At 46.8% G+C, this 15488-nt stretch carries 15 protein-coding genes; 13 read left to right on the top strand and 2 right to left on the bottom strand.

From position 1 onward, the window contains the following. Window positions 1-84: 84 nt before the first annotated feature. Window positions 85-1059, bottom strand: a complete 975-nt coding sequence (gene cmoB / locus DI392_RS06980) for a tRNA 5-methoxyuridine(34)/uridine 5-oxyacetic acid(34) synthase CmoB (RefSeq protein ID WP_109319189.1) — start codon at window positions 1057-1059, stop codon at window positions 85-87. Between the two features lie 2 nt (window positions 1060-1061). Continuing rightward, window positions 1062-1790: a carboxy-S-adenosyl-L-methionine synthase CmoA gene (gene cmoA / locus DI392_RS06985; RefSeq protein WP_109319190.1), complete on the bottom strand. Its 729-nt coding sequence runs from the start codon at window positions 1788-1790 to the stop codon at window positions 1062-1064. Between the two features lie 332 nt (window positions 1791-2122). Between cmoA and aspS the strand changes: the two genes are divergently transcribed. The 13 genes from aspS to ybgF all read left to right on the top strand — a co-directional run bounded on the left by aspS (window position 2123) and on the right by ybgF (window position 15431). Further along, window positions 2123-3895, top strand: a complete 1773-nt coding sequence (gene aspS, locus DI392_RS06990) for an aspartate--tRNA ligase (protein WP_109319191.1) — start codon at window positions 2123-2125, stop codon at window positions 3893-3895. A gap of 201 nt (window positions 3896-4096) precedes the next feature. Beyond that, complete coding sequence (gene ruvC, locus DI392_RS06995) at window positions 4097-4618, top strand: crossover junction endodeoxyribonuclease RuvC (RefSeq protein WP_109319192.1); 522 nt, start codon at window positions 4097-4099, stop codon at window positions 4616-4618. 94 nt (window positions 4619-4712) lie between these two features. Next, a complete protein-coding gene (gene ruvA, locus DI392_RS07000) occupies window positions 4713-5333 on the top strand; it encodes a Holliday junction branch migration protein RuvA (RefSeq protein ID WP_109319193.1) in 621 nt (206 codons plus the stop codon). A 7-nt stretch (window positions 5334-5340) separates the two neighbouring features. Further along, a complete protein-coding gene (ruvB, locus tag DI392_RS07005; RefSeq protein WP_109319194.1) occupies window positions 5341-6351 on the top strand; it encodes a Holliday junction branch migration DNA helicase RuvB in 1011 nt (336 codons plus the stop codon). Between the two features lie 519 nt (window positions 6352-6870). Further along, window positions 6871-8454, top strand: a complete 1584-nt coding sequence (locus tag DI392_RS07010) for a cytochrome ubiquinol oxidase subunit I (RefSeq protein ID WP_109319195.1) — start codon at window positions 6871-6873, stop codon at window positions 8452-8454. A gap of 16 nt (window positions 8455-8470) precedes the next feature. After that, window positions 8471-9607, top strand: a complete 1137-nt coding sequence (gene cydB / locus DI392_RS07015) for a cytochrome d ubiquinol oxidase subunit II (protein ID WP_109319196.1) — start codon at window positions 8471-8473, stop codon at window positions 9605-9607. A gap of 341 nt (window positions 9608-9948) precedes the next feature. After that, window positions 9949-10374: a tol-pal system-associated acyl-CoA thioesterase gene (gene ybgC, locus DI392_RS07025; protein ID WP_109319198.1), complete on the top strand. Its 426-nt coding sequence runs from the start codon at window positions 9949-9951 to the stop codon at window positions 10372-10374. 70 nt (window positions 10375-10444) lie between these two features. After that, window positions 10445-11131, top strand: a complete 687-nt coding sequence (tolQ, locus tag DI392_RS07030; protein WP_109319199.1) for a protein TolQ — start codon at window positions 10445-10447, stop codon at window positions 11129-11131. A 1-nt stretch (window position 11132) separates the two neighbouring features. Then, on the top strand, window positions 11133-11582 hold the full coding sequence (locus tag DI392_RS07035; protein ID WP_109319200.1) for an ExbD/TolR family protein: 450 nt from the start codon (window positions 11133-11135) through the stop codon (window positions 11580-11582). 6 nt (window positions 11583-11588) lie between these two features. Then, on the top strand, window positions 11589-12644 hold the full coding sequence (tolA, locus tag DI392_RS07040; protein WP_109319201.1) for a cell envelope integrity protein TolA: 1056 nt from the start codon (window positions 11589-11591) through the stop codon (window positions 12642-12644). Between the two features lie 48 nt (window positions 12645-12692). Then, a complete protein-coding gene (tolB, locus tag DI392_RS07045) occupies window positions 12693-14045 on the top strand; it encodes a Tol-Pal system beta propeller repeat protein TolB (protein ID WP_109319202.1) in 1353 nt (450 codons plus the stop codon). Window positions 14046-14078: 33 nt separating this feature from the next. After that, window positions 14079-14621 carry a peptidoglycan-associated lipoprotein Pal gene (pal, locus tag DI392_RS07050; RefSeq protein WP_109319203.1) on the top strand — a complete coding sequence of 181 codons (543 nt, stop codon included), beginning with the start codon at window positions 14079-14081 and terminating at the stop codon, window positions 14619-14621. A gap of 12 nt (window positions 14622-14633) precedes the next feature. After that, window positions 14634-15431 (top strand): tol-pal system protein YbgF, encoded by a 798-nt coding sequence (gene ybgF / locus DI392_RS07055; protein WP_109319204.1) that lies wholly within the window; start codon window positions 14634-14636, stop codon window positions 15429-15431. Window positions 15432-15488: the final 57 nt, after the last annotated feature.

Genomic DNA, 15488 nt, shown 5'->3' on the forward strand with positions numbered 1-15488 from the left:
GAGAGCGGCAGTGTATATGATAAAGAAGGGTGCGCAAAGCACCCTTTTGTCAGCAATGTGTCAGAAAAGTGATATGTCAGGAAATTAAGCCGTCTTTTTTGCCACCAGAATGGCTCGTCTTGGTGCCGGGTAGCCTTCCACGGTTTTTGAAGGATCATTCGGATCAAGGTAATCCGGCAGAGAGTTGTGCGTCATCCAACTGGTGGTTCTCTGCTCTCCGGTGGTGGTGGTGTTTTCATCTACAATACGAACATCTTCAAAGCCGGTTTTCTCCAGCCAAACTTTCAGCGCTTTAGCCGATGGGAAGAAGTAGACATTGCGCATCTGAGCGTAGCGATCGACCGGAACCAGCACGGCATTTTCGTCACCTTCAATGACCAGCGTTTCCAGTATCAGCTCGCCACCGGGAACCAACTGGTTTCTCAGTTGTAACAGGTGATCGAGTGGTGAGCGACGGTGATATAGTACGCCCATACTGAAGACGGTATCAAATGCATTCAGTTCCGGGAGCTGTTCAATGCCCAATGGCAATAAGTGTGCTCGCTGGTCATTACCCATCAGGCGGCGTACAGCTTCAAACTGGACAAGGAACAGATGCGAAGGGTCGATACCAATGCATAGACGAGCACCTTCACCCAGCATACGCCACATGTGGTAGCCGTTGCCGCAGCCCACATCCAGCACTGACCGGTTTTTTAATGGCGTAATATGCGGCAGCACGCGATCCCATTTCCAGTCACTGCGCCATTCGGTGTCAATGTGGATACCGTGCAGGTGATAAGGGCCTTTTCGCCACGGGTGGAAAGTGCGCAGCAGGTTTTCCAGCTTTTTGCGTTCTCCCGGTGGCAAAGGGTCGTTATTGGAAACCGATACAGAGCCTTTTAAGTCGACAATGTCAGGTGCTTCTGTGTGAATTTTATTCAGGGCACGTAACCAGCGGTCAAAATCACCGTGTTCGGCATTCTGCCAGTCGGTCAGTTGTTGGGGTAAAACATTCAACCACGGCTGTAGGCGGGTATCCTGAGCGATAAGCTGATAAAAGTTAGCAAAATTGAACATAATTATTTAACCGCCACCATAGAGCCGAAATTAAAACACTGGAACCAGACTTCTGCGCTGGAAAAGCCGATGTCCGTAAGACGTTTCTTGTGCTGGGAAATCGAATCCGGGATCAGTACGTTTTCGATGGCACTGCGTTTCTGGCTGACTTCCAGTTCACTGTAGCCGTTCGCACGTTTAAAAGCATGGTGCAGATCAATCAGCAGTTCATTCATTGTGTCATCTTCGAAAGTGTACTTTTCCGATAACACCAGAATGCCGCCTGGCTTAAGGCCGGCATAGATCTTTTTAAGCAGCGTATACCGGTCATCCGGAGATAAGAACTGAAGGGTAAAATTCAGTATCACCATGCTGGCATTATCAATCTCGACATCCCGGATATCCGCTTCCAGCACTTCCACCGGTGTATCGGAGCGGTAGGCGTTTACATGCAGCTTGCAGCGCTCCACCATGGCCGGAGAATTATCCACGGCAACAATGTGACAGCCTTCCTGCTTGATGTTTCTTCGGGCTGAGAGAGTTGCTGCGCCCAGAGAACAGCCCAAATCATAAATGTTACTGTGTGGCTTTACATAACGTTCAGCCAGCATGCCAATAGCAGAGATAATATTGCTGTACCCCGGTATGGAACGTTGCAGCATATCCGGAAAAACCTCAGCGACACGTTCATCAAAGGTAAAGTTACCAATCTGATCGATAGGAGCAGAAAATATGGTATCTCGGTTGCTCATTGGCTGCCTCTTTTATTACTACAGAGCAATAAACAAATATGCTCGAAAAATGGGGGCGTATTTTAAGGGAAAAGCAAGCGTGTGTCACTGCAAAGATAATGGAAAGCCAGAGGAGTGTCTGGCGAGTGGTTTGCAGTAGCGGCAGGCTGAAAGAGGAAAGCCAAACACGCTCAGCTATGAGCTGTATAAATTGCGTTCAATTACAGGGAAAGGCAATAAAAATTACCGGGAAAGACAAGAAAAAATGGTCGGAAAGGTCGATTTTAGCCAGCTTTCCGAGTATAAATGTGGGCTTTGAATCGTTAATAATTTTTTTGATTGGGAATTTCATTATGCGCACCCAGTATTGTGGTCATCTAAACAAATCCCTTGCGGGGCAAACTGTTGAACTTTGTGGTTGGGTTAACCGCCGCCGCGACCTTGGTGGTCTTATCTTCGTTGATATGCGAGATCGTGAGGGCATTGTTCAGGTAGTTGTTGATCCGGATATGAAGGACGTGTTTGAAGTTGCCAACCACCTGCGTAACGAATTCTGTATTAAACTGACGGGTGAAGTACGTGAACGTCCTGAAAGCCAAGTCAATAAAGACATGGCAACGGGTGAAGTTGAAGTACTTGCGACAGGCCTTGAAATCATCAACCGTTCAGACGTTCTGCCACTGGACTTTAACCAGAACAACTCGGAAGAACAGCGTCTGAAATACCGTTATCTGGATCTGCGTCGTCCGGAAATGAGCAACCACATTAAACTGCGTGCGAAAGCATCCAGCTTTGTACGTCGCTTCCTGGACAACAACGATTTCCTGGATATTGAAACTCCGGTTCTGACTAAAGCGACTCCGGAAGGTGCCCGTGACTACCTGGTGCCCAGCCGTGTCCACAAAGGCAGCTTCTACGCGCTTCCTCAGTCTCCTCAGCTGTTCAAGCAATTGCTGATGATGTCTGGCTTCGACCGTTACTACCAGATCGTTAAATGTTTCCGTGACGAAGACTTGCGCGCAGACCGTCAGCCTGAATTTACTCAGATCGACCTTGAGACCTCATTCATGACAGCGGATCAGGTTCGTGACGTGACAGAGCGTCTGGTTCGTGAAATGTGGCAGGAACTGCTGAGCGTTGACCTGGGTGAGTTCCCGGTTATGCCATTTTCTGAAGCGATTCGTCGTTTTGGTTCTGACAAGCCAGACCTGCGTAACCCGCTGGAGCTGGTGGATGTGGCTGATCTGGTTAAAGACGTTGAGTTCAAAGTATTCTCTGGTCCGGCAAACGATGAGAAAGGTCGCGTAGCGGTTATCCGTGTACCGGGTGGCGCTTCTCTGACCCGCAAACAACTTGATGAATACGGTAAGTTCGTCGGCATTTACGGTGCGAAAGGTCTGGCGTGGATGAAAGTGAATGACCGCGCTGCGGGTCTGGAAGGCATCCAGTCTCCGGTTGCTAAATTTCTGTCAGAAGAGGTGATCAACGCTATTCTTGAGCGTACCGAAGCAGATTCAGGCGATATCATTCTGTTTGGTGCAGATAAAACTCACGTAGTCGCTGAAGCGATGGGTGCTCTGCGTCTGAAACTGGGTACTGATCTTGAGTTGACCGATACCTCTGCATGGGCACCGCTATGGGTAGTGGATTTCCCAATGTATGAAGAAGATGATGAAGGCAACCTGCATGCTATGCACCACCCATTCACATCACCACTTGGCGTAACTCCGGATGAACTGAGAGCGAACCCTGCGGCTGCAAGCTCTGATGCTTACGATATGGTTATTAACGGCTATGAAGTGGGCGGTGGTTCTGTACGTATCCACAATGCTGAAATGCAGGCGGCGGTATTTGATACTCTGGGTATTAATGAAACCGAACAACGCCAGAAATTTGGCTTCCTGCTGGACGCGCTGAAATACGGCACACCACCACACGCGGGTCTGGCATTTGGCCTTGACCGTCTGGTGATGCTGCTGTGTGGTACAGAAAACATCCGTGACGTTATCGCGTTCCCTAAAACGACAGCGGCTGCATGTCTTCTTACTGATGCACCGAGTGTCGCTAACCCGGCGGCACTGGAAGAGCTGGCTGTAGCGGTAACCGTGGCGAAGGACGAAGAGTAATCAGAAGAGACTAGAAATGAGATCGCTTCGCTGCTAGAGACTATAAGAGAAGAATACAGGACGGTCGCAAGCTCCCTTACAGAGCGGACTCAGGCAATACAGACGGTCAAAAAGATGGTTCTGTATTCTGTACTCTCAAAGCGAAGCGCTCTGTATTCCTTCTAGTCTCTAGTCCCTCACTATTCTCCATAGGGTCCCCTAATGAGCATTATCCTCGGCATTGACCCCGGCTCACGTATCACAGGTTATGGCGTTATCCGTCAGGAAGGACGCCACCTCCGTTACCTTGGCAGTGGCTGTATCCGCACGTCAGAAGCCGAGTTGCCGGGGCGCTTAAAGCAGATTTATGCCGGAGTTACGGAGATCATTACTCAGTTTCAGCCGGACGTGTTTGCTATCGAACAGGTTTTCATGGCAAAAAATGCAGATTCAGCACTGAAGCTGGGTCAGGCTCGCGGAAGTGCCATTGTTGCGGCCGTGAATGCGGATCTCCCCGTCTACGAATATGCAGCCCGCCTTATCAAGCAGGCGGTGGTTGGTACCGGTGGTGCTGATAAGTCTCAGGTTCAGCATATGGTCATGAGTATGCTGAAATTACCATCCAAACCCCAGGCCGATGCTGCGGATGCATTGGGTGTTGCTATTTGTCATGCGAACACCAATAAAACACTTATCGCTATGGCGGGTAAGGCGACCAGTGCCAGAAGAGGACGCTATCGCTAGGTCGATACGTCTATCTTCCCCCCTATTTTAACTGGATATCCATCCAGTTATTGAGTAGTATCATTCCTATTATTGATTAAGGTAAGGAATAGACGTGATCGGACGTTTACGAGGCACTTTGCTGGAAAAAATGCCACCGGAAGTGCTAATTGAAGTGAGTGGCGTCGGTTATGAAGTTCAGATGCCGATGAGCTGTTTTTATGAGCTGCCTGAGACAGGCCAGGAAACCATCGTTTATACCCACTTTGTTGTAAGGGAAGATGCCCAGTTACTGTATGGCTTTAACACGGTCACAGAACGGGCTTTGTTCCGTGAAGTTATCAAAGCTAATGGTGTCGGGCCTAAGTTGGGTCTGGCTATTCTTTCCGGAATGAATGCCTCACAGTTTGTGGCTTGTGTCGAAAACGAAGATATTTCTACTTTAATAAAATTACCAGGCGTCGGCAAAAAAACAGCGGAACGTCTGGTAGTTGAAATGAAAGACCGCCTGAAAGGCTGGGGAGCCGGGGACTTATTTACACCAGCGACAGATGCTGCTCCTGTTGACAGTCATGCCGCTGGCACCATATCCCAGAGTGCCGAGGATGAGGCTGTGAGTGCGTTGATTGCTCTGGGTTACAAGCCTCAACAGGCAAGTAAAGTCGTTTCGCAGGTTGCGCAGCCAGGCATGAGCAGCGAAGCTGTGATTAAAGAAGCTCTGAAATCGATGGTTTGAGTAAGATATGATAGAAGCTGACCGTTTAATCGCTCCGGACAATTCCGTTTATAAAGATGAAGAAGTAATCGATCGCGCCATCCGCCCGAAAAAACTGGCGGATTATCAGGGGCAGGATCAGGTGCGGGACCAGATGGAGATTTTCATTAAAGCGGCGCAGATGCGCAGTGAAGCGCTTGATCATCTGCTGATATTTGGTCCTCCGGGCCTTGGTAAAACCACACTGGCGAATATTGTTGCCAACGAGATGGAAGTCAATATTCGTACTACCTCTGGCCCGGTACTGGAAAAAGCCGGGGATCTGGCGGCACTGCTGACGAATCTTGAAGAAAATGACGTTCTTTTTATTGATGAAATCCACCGCTTAAGCCCAATGGTGGAAGAGGTATTGTATCCGGCAATGGAAGATTATCAGCTGGATATTATGATCGGTGAAGGTCCGGCTGCCCGCTCAATCAAAATTGACCTGCCTCCGTTTACGCTTATCGGTGCCACTACCCGTGCGGGTTCTCTGACATCACCTTTGCGTGACCGTTTTGGCATCGTACAGCGGCTTGAATACTACAAAGTTGCAGATCTGCAACACATTGTGCAGCGCAGCGCCGAATGTCTTGGTCTTTCTATGGAGAGTGAAGGCGCTCTTGAAGTGGCTAGGCGAGCCAGGGGAACGCCGCGTATTGCAAACCGACTGTTAAGGCGAGTCCGCGACTATGCAGAAGTTAAGGGTAACGGGCATATCTGTGCGGACATTGCCGATAAAGCACTGAACATGTTGGATGTTGATCACCTTGGCTTTGATTATATGGACAGAAAGCTGCTTTTGGCGATTATGGAGAAATTTTCCGGAGGCCCGGTCGGGCTGGATAACCTTGCTGCGGCGATTGGCGAAGAAAAAGACACCATCGAAGATGTGATTGAGCCATTTCTGATCCAGCAAGGGTACCTGCAACGTACTCCAAGAGGGCGTATCGCTTCTGAAAGGGCTTACCTGCATTTTGGTTTTGATGTTAAATCCTGAAAAGGATGCCAGTATTCAACGACATAATCTGATACAAAAACGACACTTTGCAGGAAATGATGTTTAAGGGATTTCCTGCGCTCAGAACCTGCAACTATACGTGTGTATATCACTAAAACTGTGGATAATTTCACACTTCCATAAATACCACATTCTTGTAATTTCCCACCAGATATTCCTGAAAACCATGATAAAAGTGTGTCTTTAGAGCTTGGTTTGGAATTAAATTACGTGATATAATTGATCTAAATCATTTATAGCCGTCGTTTTAATAAAACCCGAAAATAAAGTTGATGTAAATCAAGGCGATCTCGGACGATAAACACTTTGAAACATGTGGTTTTTACGATTAATATTAGTGGCAGCTATATTAGACCCAATTTTACATAAAATTAACCAATATGGTACATACTCTCGCGGTTGCTTAGAGTGACTTATGTTCACAATAAGTAATGGCAAGGTAGTCTGTATTGAAACAATAATTACCCGTGTCATTCAGCCGACACAAAAGGAGTTTATATGATTGACGTCGTTGATCTATCGCGGTTGCAGTTTGCGCTCACTGCGATGTATCACTTCCTGTTTGTTCCACTGACTCTGGGCATGTCATTTTTACTTGCCACGATGGAGTCTCTTTACGTATATACCGGTAAACAGATTTACAAGGACATGACTAAGTTCTGGGGTAAACTGTTTGGTATCAACTTTGCTCTTGGTGTGGCTACGGGCCTGACCATGGAATTCCAGTTTGGTACTAACTGGTCTTATTACTCTCACTATGTAGGCGATATCTTTGGTGCTCCTCTGGCAATCGAAGCCTTAGTTGCATTCTTCCTGGAATCCACTTTTGTAGGCCTTTTCTTCTTTGGCTGGGATCGCTTATCTAAGAAGCAACACTTAACGGTTACCTGGCTGGTGGCGTTTGGCTCTAACTTCTCTGCGCTTTGGATTTTGGTGGCAAACGGCTGGATGCAGAATCCGGTTGGTTCTGAATTCAACTTCGAAAGCATGCGTATGGAAATGGTGAGTTTCGCTGAGCTGGTATTGAACCCGGTTGCTCAGGTGAAATTTGTTCATACCGTTACAGCAGGTTATACAACGGGTGCCATGTTTGTTTTGGGCGTTAGTGCATACTATCTGCTGAAAGGACGTGATATTGAATTTGCAAAACGTTCATTCTCTGTTGCGGCCTCATTCGGTTTGGTTGCCGTTCTTGCGCTGATCTTTGTTGGTGATGAATCAGGCTACGAATTAGGGCATGTCCAGCCAGTAAAATTGGCGGCAATTGAAGGTGAGTGGCATACAGAAGAGGCACCAGCGGCGTTTAATGTTATTGCTTTCCCTGATCAGGAAAAAATGGAGAACAGCTTTGCTATCCAAATTCCTTATGTTATGGGGCTTATCGTTACCCGTTCTCTAGATACGCAGGTTCTTGGTATCCATGATCTGAAAGATCAGAATGAAGAACGTATCCGTAATGGTATGTACGCTTATGAATTGCTGGAAAAATTGCGTGCCGGTGAAAAATCTTCAGAAAACCTGGCTGCATTTGATGAAGTAAAAGAAGACCTGGGTTACGGCCTGCTTCTGAAGCGTTATACAGACAATGTGGTTGACGCGAGTGAAGAACAGATCAAAGCGGCTGCGGATGATTCTATTCCGACAGTCTGGCCGCTGTTCTGGTCATTCCGTATCATGGTTGGTCTGGGCGTTGCGATGTTGTTTATCTTCGGTGCGGCGTTCTATCAGTCTGTTCGTGGCAAAGTTATTGACAAGGCCTGGGTACTAAAAGCGGCTTTGATCGGTATTCCTATGCCGTGGATTGCGGTTGAAATGGGCTGGTTCGTTGCTGAATACGGTCGTCAGCCATGGGCTGTTGGCGATATTCTTCCTGTTAATGTTGCGGCATCTGCGCTTTCTTCTGCTGAACTGTGGTTGTCACTTGCGGCTATTATGATTCTTTATACTCTGTTCCTGATTGCAGAAGTTTACCTGATGGTGAAATTCTCGCGTAAAGGCCCAAGTAGTCTGAAGACTGGTCGTTATCATTTTGAACAAGCTGACTCTGGTGAAAACAAAGTTAGCCGCCAAGTAGAAGTATAAGCAGGGAGAAAGAATAATGTTTGATTACGAAGTCTTGCGATTTATTTGGTGGGTTCTGGTTGGTGTTCTGCTAATCGGCTTCACCGTGACTGATGGTTTTGATATGGGGGTTGGTGCCTTAATCCCTGTTATCGGGAAAAGCGACAGTGAACGTCGTGTCATGATTAACTCCATCGCCCCGCACTGGGATGGTAACCAGGTTTGGTTGATCACCGCAGGTGGTGCTCTGTTTGCTGCATGGCCTCTGGTTTACGCGGTGTCTTTTTCCGGTTTCTACCTGGCGATGATTGTGACTCTGGCTGCGCTTTGGTTGCGACCTATTGGCCTGGATTACCGTTCAAAGATTGAAGATCCGAAATGGCGTAATATGTGGGATATCGCTATTTCTATTAGTGGTTTTGTTCCGCCAATTATCTTCGGTGTTGCTTTTGGTAACCTGCTGCAGGGTGTGCCATTTACTCTGAATGAGTTTATCATGGCTCGTTATGAAGGTTCGTTCTTCGGCCTGCTGAATCCGTTTGCTCTGTTGTGTGGCGTGATCAGTCTGCTGATGTTTTTGTTGCAGGGTTCAGCCTGGCTACAAATGAAAACGACTGATGATGTATATACTCGCTCCATGGGTGTCAGCCAGCTGTGCGCTGTCCTTCTGATTGTCCTGTTTGTAGGTGCGGGCTTCTGGGTAAGCAGCATGGATGGTTACGTAGTGAAAAGCGTCATCGATACCATGGCTGATTCTAATCCGCTGAATAAAGAAGTGGCCCGAGAAGCTGGTGCATGGATGGCAAACTTTGACAAGTATCCTCTGCTTTGGCTGGCTCCTGCTTTGGCGGTGATTATGCCTGTTATTGCTGTCTTTGCGACTCGTCAAGAGAACGGTGCGCTGGCATTTCTTGCGGCAAGCCTGACTAATGCGGGTGTCATTCTGACTGCTGGCTTTACTATGTTCCCGTTTGTGATGCCGTCTAGCTTAGAACCAAACTATAGTCTGACAATGTGGGATTCCACTTCTAGTGAACTGACGCTGCAGATCATGACGATTGTTGCAGCGGTATTTGTACCAATCATTCTTGCGTACACTATCTGGGCTTACACTAAGATGTTTGGTCGTCTGGATGCGAAGTTTATTGAAGAAAACAAGAACTCGTTGTACTAAGGAGCAATGACTATGTTGTATTTAATTTGGGCGTTCGGTGTATTTGCTGCTTGTGGGTTTGCCGTATATATGACGCAAAAGCTGGATAAATAACTGGACGGTCTTGTACCGTAAACATCAAAAGGGTTCTGTATTCAGAACCCTTTTTTGATCTCACCGCTTAACCTGTTGTTTATGAAATAATCAATAGGCGTTTAAGAAGTGTGGGGAGATTTCAAATTATTTAACTTATTTCAAAAAAAGTTAGCTCATTTCGTACTAATGCCATAGTCATGGGGTATAGTAGATTATTCAGATTTTTAGCTCTTAGTTTCTATGAGCTGCTGCACGAGGGATAAGGTTTGCAAGAGAAAGCCGCTTTAGTCTTTCAATGGCCGGTGACTGTCTATTATGAAGATACAGATGCTGGAGGGGTGGTCTATCACTCTAATTATTTAAAGTTTTTTGAAAGAGCTCGAACGGAACTACTCCGCAAAGGTGCTGTCTCTCAACAAGTACTTTTGCAGGAAGGTGTGGGCTTTGTTGTACGCCATATGGACATTGATTTTTTGCAGGGAGCAAAACTTGATGACCATTTAACGGTTCGTACTACGGTTAGTGATCTCAGAAAGGCTTCCTTAGTATTTTGTCAGGATATCGTTAATCCTGAAGGAAAAGTATTGTGCCAGACCAAGGTTAAGGTAGCATGCGTGAGCAACGCAAAAATGAAGCCCCAGGCCATGCCAGAAGATATTTATCATATTTTAAGTCAATATTGCGTTTTATAGCATTTTTATATACACCGAAGGCCATACCATCGGTTTGATAACCTGAACGAGTTCGTGGAGTTTAGTTAAAGTGACAGCAGAGATTTCTATCATCGATCTTTTTATGCAGGCCGGCTTTTTAGTCAAAATTGTCATGCTTACGCTTTTAGGTATGTCGATTGCCTCCTGGACAATGATAATTAAACGCAGCAAAGTCCTGTCGGTCGCCCGCCATGAGCAAGAGCGGTTTGAAGATTCATTCTGGTCAACTCAGGATTTGTCTCAGCTATATCAGAAGGTAAAAGAACGCAAAGAAGATATTGCCGGTTCGGAAGAAATTTTTTATAGCGGGTTTACTGAGTATGCTCGTCTCAGACGAACCACTGGTTCATCGAGCGTTTCTGTTATGGAAGGTACAGGAAGAGCAATGCGGGTTGCCGTTGCAAGAGAAGTTGAATCTCTGGAAACAAGCCTTCCGTTTTTAGCGACGGTTGGATCCATCAGCCCTTATATCGGCCTGTTTGGTACGGTTTGGGGAATTATGAATGCCTTTATTGCTCTGGGTGAAGTAAAACAGGCAACCTTGTCGATGGTTGCCCCGGGTATTGCCGAGGCATTGGTGGCGACAGCAATGGGCCTGTTTGCTGCGATACCTGCCGTTATGGCCTACAACCGCCTGAGCAATCGAGTGAGTAAACTGGAACACGCCTACGCTACTTTTTCCGAAGAGTTTTACAGCATTCTTCATCGTCAGTCTATGAGTGAAAAGGACGCATAGCATGGCGGGCTATCAACCAAAGAAAAGAAAGCTCACTGCTGAAATTAATGTTGTTCCTTATATTGATGTTATGTTGGTGCTGTTAATTATTTTTATGGTGACGTCGCCTTTTGTTACTCAGGGGGTAGAGGTTGACCTGCCTGATACGTCCGTAGCTAAGACCGCTTCTGATATCGCAGGTGATAGCGATGCCAGTTTTATCATTGTTGAGATTGATAGTGACGGTAATCTGGGATTGAGCGTTAATGATGAACCTGTAGTCAGAGGCCTTTCGTTGCAGGAAGTTATCGTTAGGGTGAAAGCAGAGCTGTCACTTGCGCCGACATCTCCGGTAGCCGTTGGCGGTGATGCAGCAACACCCTATGCGGATGTGGTATTGGTATTAGATGAACTGAATCAGGCCGGCATCCAGAAAGTCGGTTTGTTGACGGAAATCAGGGAACAGTCTTAGCCGTAAATGAAAAACGACAATAATTACAAATCAGCCATAGCTATTTCTCTGGTATTGCACCTTGCATTACTGGCGGTATTAATCTGGGGGTCAGATTTTAGTATGTCCCAGCCAAAACCGACAGGAAATATGGTTCAGGCTGTAGTCATCGATCCTCAGCTTGTGCAACGTCAGGCCCGAGAAATCAGACAGCAGCGGGAAGCCGCTTCCAAAGCGGAGCAAGAACGACTGGATAAACTGCGTAAGCAGAGTGAGCTCCTGGAGAAGAACCGCAGAGAGGAAGAAGAGCGGATCCGGAAGTTAAAAGAGGATAAAGCCAGGGCGGAAAAAGAAGCTCGTGAAGCGACAAAGCAGCGCAAACTTGAACAGGAACGTGTTCGTAAAGAGCAGGAAAAAATTAAACAGGAAAAAGAGCGCCTGCGTCGGGAACAGGAACTCACAGCAAAAGCCGAAGCTGAACGGAAGCAAAAACAGGAAGCGATTAGGCGTGCAGAAGAAGAACGTTTGGCTAAACAGGCAGCGATAGAAAAAGCTGAAAAAGAGCGATTAGCCAGAGAGAAGGCTGCTCAGGAAGCGAAAGCGGCTGCTGAAAAAGCGGAGCGTGAACGTGTTGCAAAAGAGAAAGCAGCCAAGAAAGCAGCAGAGAAAGCGCGGAAAGAACAGGAACGTCTGAAACGTCTTGAGCGTGAGAGGAAAGAGCAAGAGGCTGCACTTGGCGATATTTTTTCTGGTCTGGAAACCGAGTCTGTTCAGAATTCAGCCGCAAAGCAAAGGCATGTCGCTTCTGAAAAAGAACGTTATGGAGCCATTTATACGCAGCTTATACAAAATAACCTGCTGATGGAGGACTCCTTCAGGGGAAAGTCGTGTAAAGTGAGTCTGCGGCTGTTACCGACAGGCTCTGGTGCGATATTAAGCAATGTTTCTGTAATGGAAGGCGACAGCCGTTTATGTTCGGCGACAAAAAGGGCGGTTGCCCAGGTTAATAGCTTTCCACTGCCCGCGGATAAAGAGATTGTCGACGAGCTTAAGAATATTATCTTAACCGTTATCCCTGAATAGTAAGAGAAAGCGTTAAGAAAAGAGTAGTAAGGAAAAAAGGATACCACTGTGATTAAACAACTTATTACTGGATTGTTTTTAGTTTGCTTAAGTGTGAGTAATGTTGCGCATGCGGCACTAGAACTGGTGATTACGGAAGGCATCGATTCCGCCCGACCGATAGCCATCGTCCCTTTTAAATGGGAAGGGAAGCAGCCTCTTCCTCAGGATGTCTCTGCTGTGATTGCCTCAGACCTGCAACGTAGCGGTAAGTTTAGCCCTGTGTCAGTGAATAAAATGCCACAGACACCCTATAAAGATACTGATGTGAACTTTGATGCCTGGACAGGGATGGGGGTTGATTCCCTCCTGACCGGGACGATTACTCAGGATGCACAAGGTAATTATATTATCTCCTATCAGCTGATTGATGTGATTCGGGGGCAGTTAACTGGCGGGCAGAGTAAAGCGCTGGACAGTGCCGGCCAATTGGTTCTGTCTAAGGATCACATCCTGTTCAATAAGAGGGCAACGGTGCCGGGTCGTCGCCTGAGAGAGTACGCTCACCGTATTTCAGATTTGGTTTATGAGCAGCTCACAGGAGATAAAGGCGCATTCCTGACCCGTATTGCTTATGTTGTGGTCAATGACAAAGAAAAATATCCGTACCAACTTCGTATCGCCGATTATGACGGATATAACGAGCGATTAGTTCTTCGTTCAAAGCAGCCTTTGATGTCTCCGGCCTGGTCACCGGATGGAAGAAACCTGGCCTACGTCAGCTTTCAGAATGGTCAGGCAGAAATCTTCATGATGGATATCTATTCGGGTAAGCGAGAAAAATTAACGTCATTCCCTCGTCATAATGGTGCGCCAAGATTCTCTCCTGACGGTAAAACGCTTGCGCTGGTACTTTCTAAAACGGGAAGCCTTCAGGTATACACTCTCGATCTGGAAAGCCGAAAACTGAGGCAGATTACGCGGGGAAGATCAAATAATACGGAACCTTTCTGGTATCCGGATGGGCGATCCCTTATTTTTACGTCTGATCGGGGTGGTAAACCACAGATATATCGAGTAAATTTGGATAGCGGCTCGACAGATCGACTGACTTGGCAGGGTAGCCAAAATTTAGGGGGGCAGATTACTCCGGACGGACGTTTTATGATTATGGTAAATCGTTCTGCTTCTGGATTTAATCTCGCCAAACAAGATTTGGAAACAGGGGCGGTTCAGGTTCTTACCAAAACGCTGCTTGATGAGTCTCCAAGTATTGCACCAAATGGTGGTATGGTCATTTATAGTTCGATGTTCAGAAAGAAAAATGTGCTTTCTATGGTATCTATCGATGGCCGATTTAAAGCTAGATTACCGGCAACAAATGGGCGCGTTCGAGCACCCGCCTGGTCACCGTTTTTGTAGCGACTAAGTTTTAATATATAAGGAAGAAATAAGATGCAACTTAATAAGGTTCTCAAAGGGCTTCTAATTGCGCTACCAGTATTGGCTGTTACTGCATGTAGCTCAAGCGATGACGCAGCAGATGCTTCAATGGAACAAACAACTAACCAGCAGCAAACAGGCTCTCAGGAGACAACAGATACAACGGTTGTTACTCCAATGAATACAGAGTCTCAGCTTTCTGAACAAGAACTGCAAGAGCTTAAACTGCGTGAAAATCAAACTGTGTTCTTTGCGTTCGACAACGCTACAGTATCTGGTGATTACGAAGAAATGCTGGCTGCTCATGCTGCATACCTGAGCAAAAACCCGACCATCAATGTAAAAGTTGAAGGTCACGCCGATGAGCGTGGTACGCCAGAGTACAACATTGCGCTGGGTGAACGTCGTGCTGAAGCCGTTTCTAAGTACCTTCAGGCATTAGGTGTTCAGGCTGATCAAATCCAGATCATGAGCTACGGTGAAGAAAAACCCCTGGTTCTTGGTCAGAGTGAAGAAGCCTATGCGAAAAACCGTCGTGCGGTTATCGTATACTAATCGGGATTGATTATGTTCAGTAACTTTAAGCGCGCTGTTTCGCTTACGTTGCTGGCGAGTGTGGCGGGTGGTGTATCCGCCGCACCAGCTCCAGTATCTGATGTAAACAGCACCACGCCTAACTCCGTTAATGCTTCTTCAGCACAACCACGGGAAACTGACGTTCAGCGTCTTGAACGTTTGCTTAATAATCGTAGCCGTGTTCAGGTGCAGATGCAGCAGCAGCTGGACAGTATGTCGGCTGAAATTCAGCAATTACGTGGAATGGTTGAGCGTAACCAGTACGATATGAAGCAAATGTTGGAACGACAGAAAGAGCTTTTCATCGAACTGGATCGTGTTCGAAGCGGGTTGAAAGCGAATGAGCAACCGGCAGCGGTTAATCCGGAAACGCTTCAGAATGCCGATGATACCGGATCTTCTGACAGCGGTACCTATACCGTTAATATAGATGAAGAGGCTGCTTATAAATCAGCCGTTGATTTAATTCTGAAAAAAAAGGATTACGTCGGAGCTATCGCTGCATTTAAGAAGTTCCAGGAAGATTTTCCTGAGTCTAACTTTGCACCAAACGCACATTACTGGCTGGGGCAGTTATATTTTGCGCAAAAGCAGGATATAGAAGCGGCAAAGAGCTTCGCTTCAGTTATCGCGTATGAAGACTCAAACAAACGTGCGGATTCATTGGTTAAATTAGGTGATATTGCCAGGCGCAATAATAAACCTGATGTGGCGAAAAAATACTATCAACAGGTAGTAGATGAGTACCCGAGCAGCGCCTCCGCAGAAAAGGCTAAGCAGCACCTTTAGTGCTTATTGCGCGCTACAGATATCATAAACACAAGGGCGGAATATATAACTCTGCCC

It is taken from the genome of Vibrio albus (assembly GCF_003144035.1).
GTDB classification, from domain to species: Bacteria; Pseudomonadota; Gammaproteobacteria; order Enterobacterales; family Vibrionaceae; genus Vibrio; species Vibrio albus.